Source organism: Acidiplasma cupricumulans (assembly GCF_001402935.1).
GTDB classification, from domain to species: domain Archaea; phylum Thermoplasmatota; class Thermoplasmata; order Thermoplasmatales; family Thermoplasmataceae; genus Acidiplasma; species Acidiplasma aeolicum.
Window position 1 is genome coordinate 1 of sequence record NZ_LKBH01000104.1, and the last position, 2,115, is coordinate 2,115.

3 protein-coding genes are annotated in these 2,115 nt (G+C 30.2%); all 3 read right to left on the reverse strand.

Annotation, left to right across the window (positions count from 1 at the left end):
• Window positions 1-223: DUF1059 domain-containing protein (locus tag AOG55_RS03265; protein ID WP_156318734.1), on the reverse strand; the 223-nt coding region annotated here is incomplete at its 3' end.
• A gap of 62 nt (window positions 224-285) precedes the next feature.
• A complete protein-coding gene (locus tag AOG55_RS03270) occupies window positions 286-888 on the reverse strand; it encodes a helix-turn-helix domain-containing protein (protein WP_162200877.1) in 603 nt (200 codons plus the stop codon).
• 66 nt (window positions 889-954) lie between these two features.
• Window positions 955-2,115, reverse strand: a 1,161-nt coding sequence (locus AOG55_RS03275; RefSeq protein ID WP_055040882.1) for an MFS transporter, incomplete at its 5' end; no start/stop codon positions are given.

The window sequence follows — 2,115 nt, forward strand, 5'->3', positions numbered from 1 at the left end:
GTTTAATATCCTCCCTAGAAAATGTTTCCCTTCTTAAAACAGCATTTAATATCCTTACCCTTGCAGATTTGACCTTGTTGAAAAGTTCTGGGGTTATTTCATTTATTCCATGTGCATTTTTAGCATGTGCCTGTATTACAGGTATTAATTCCTCTATGGAATCTGCCTTTACGTCAAATCCGCAATCCATTCCTATATCCTTGCATTTAAATTCGTATCCCATTTATATCAATTAATTTATTATTTTATTATATTAAAAGCGTGCATATCATATGTGATACTAAATTACAAATTATTGAAGATATATTCCTCAATAATTTTTCTCATCCCCCTTCTTAATGTGGACTGCACTGATTTTTTGCTTACCCCCAATTCCTGGGCTATACCATTAAGGTCTATCTTTCTGTTAAAATCAAAATATCCCTTTGAATATGCGGTGTATAATATCTCCTTTTGCCGTAATGTTAATTCACCAGGCAAATGTTTGTCAGTAATATAATAGTTATATTTTATTCCAGTTACATTCTCCAAAAGTTTTTTTAATGCATTCTTATTTTTTAATAATATTTTATACTGCACCTTCTGATTTTCAAAAATTCTTACGGATATTATTATTGCACCAGAAACTGCAGATGACCTGCAGATTTCGCAGCTTCGCGTTTCCATCCATGTTTTATCCTTTTGATTTTTATAAACAGTTATGTTATCGTCCCTAAGTTTTTCCATATTTTTGGAATACTGGTCAATGCCCATTAGGTGGTTTGTACAGTCTATTCCCGGATTTATCTGAAATATTCTTGCATTTAAATTAACAGTTGAAAGTTTTTTTAAAACACCACATGATGGTTTTTCAGCCGTTAATATGATCTCTATTAAGTCCTCTGCCATTAACCATATTATAAAAAACATGTTAATAAATTATGGTTTTGCATTTATTATTTTGTTAAATATTTTTTAATTCCTGAACAATTCCGGATAAATGATTTTCATACCATCCATTCTATCCTTAAAACCGTTGAATATTCTGTTAACCATGAACGAGGATGCCATCATTATTAAACCTGTTATTATTATAATATAGGGAAAGAAAATAAATTCGGATAAAATACCAAAAATAACGGCCATTACCGGTGATGAACCGCCGGAAAATACAGTTGTTATGGAATTAAATTTTCCTGTTATGCTATTTGGAACACTGTTTATTATTAATGTTTCAATATAGACGTTTAAAAATGCTATTATAATACCAAGAAATACTGCCAAAACAGAGTCAAGTATTGCTATTCTGTTTAATGCAATAAAAATAAATATTGCCCCTATGCCAAAAACAAATAATTTAAGCAAACCGGATTTTTCAGTAAATTTTTTCATTGCAATTATTCCACCAATAAGCATTCCCATGGGAAAGCCGGCTATGAAAAAAGTATAATATATGGGAGGTGCCCTCAATATTATATATATTAGTGCTGAGGAAAATACATCAAGTGAAACAAATAGTCCATTTAAAAGCATTGTAAATAATAGAAATGGAATAATACTTTTAATGATCTTAAAGGTGTAATTAAAACCATTACTTATGGAAATATTACTGTATATTTTTGCAGGGTGATTCCCCAAAATCATGATTACAGCCACAACTGAAATAACAATGAGGAATAAATAAAAATAGCGCCTTTCTAAAAATATGAAAAAACCACCGGACAGTGTTCCGGCAAGTGTAAACAGCCCTGAGGATGTTTGATCAAGAGATTGCGCCTTTACCATGCTATTTTCTGGAATTATCTCCTTTGTGATACCGCGAAAATCATCGGATATTACCCACATTAAGAGTGATGAAAGGAAATCCACAGCGTATATAAAAAATAATGATTTATTGATTAAAAGCAATAAATAAACAAAGACCATTAAAATGTTGGTTATTATAAAAATTTTTTTTCTGTCATATTTATCAATTATGTGTCCCTCTGGAAGTGATATTATAATATATCCAAGAAAGGAGAAGGCAGGTATAAGGCTAACAAGAAAAATAGATTTATATTCATCAACTATTTCCCACATGAAATATATATAATAGGCTATATTTGAATATCTTGAAATATTTCTTGAAATTAGGTA

Bases quoted from the DNA above. Each gene is read 5' to 3' on its own strand.
- AOG55_RS03270 (WP_162200877.1), bottom strand. From the start codon at position 888: ATGGCAGAGGACTTAATAGAGATCATATTAACGGCTGAAAAACCATCA.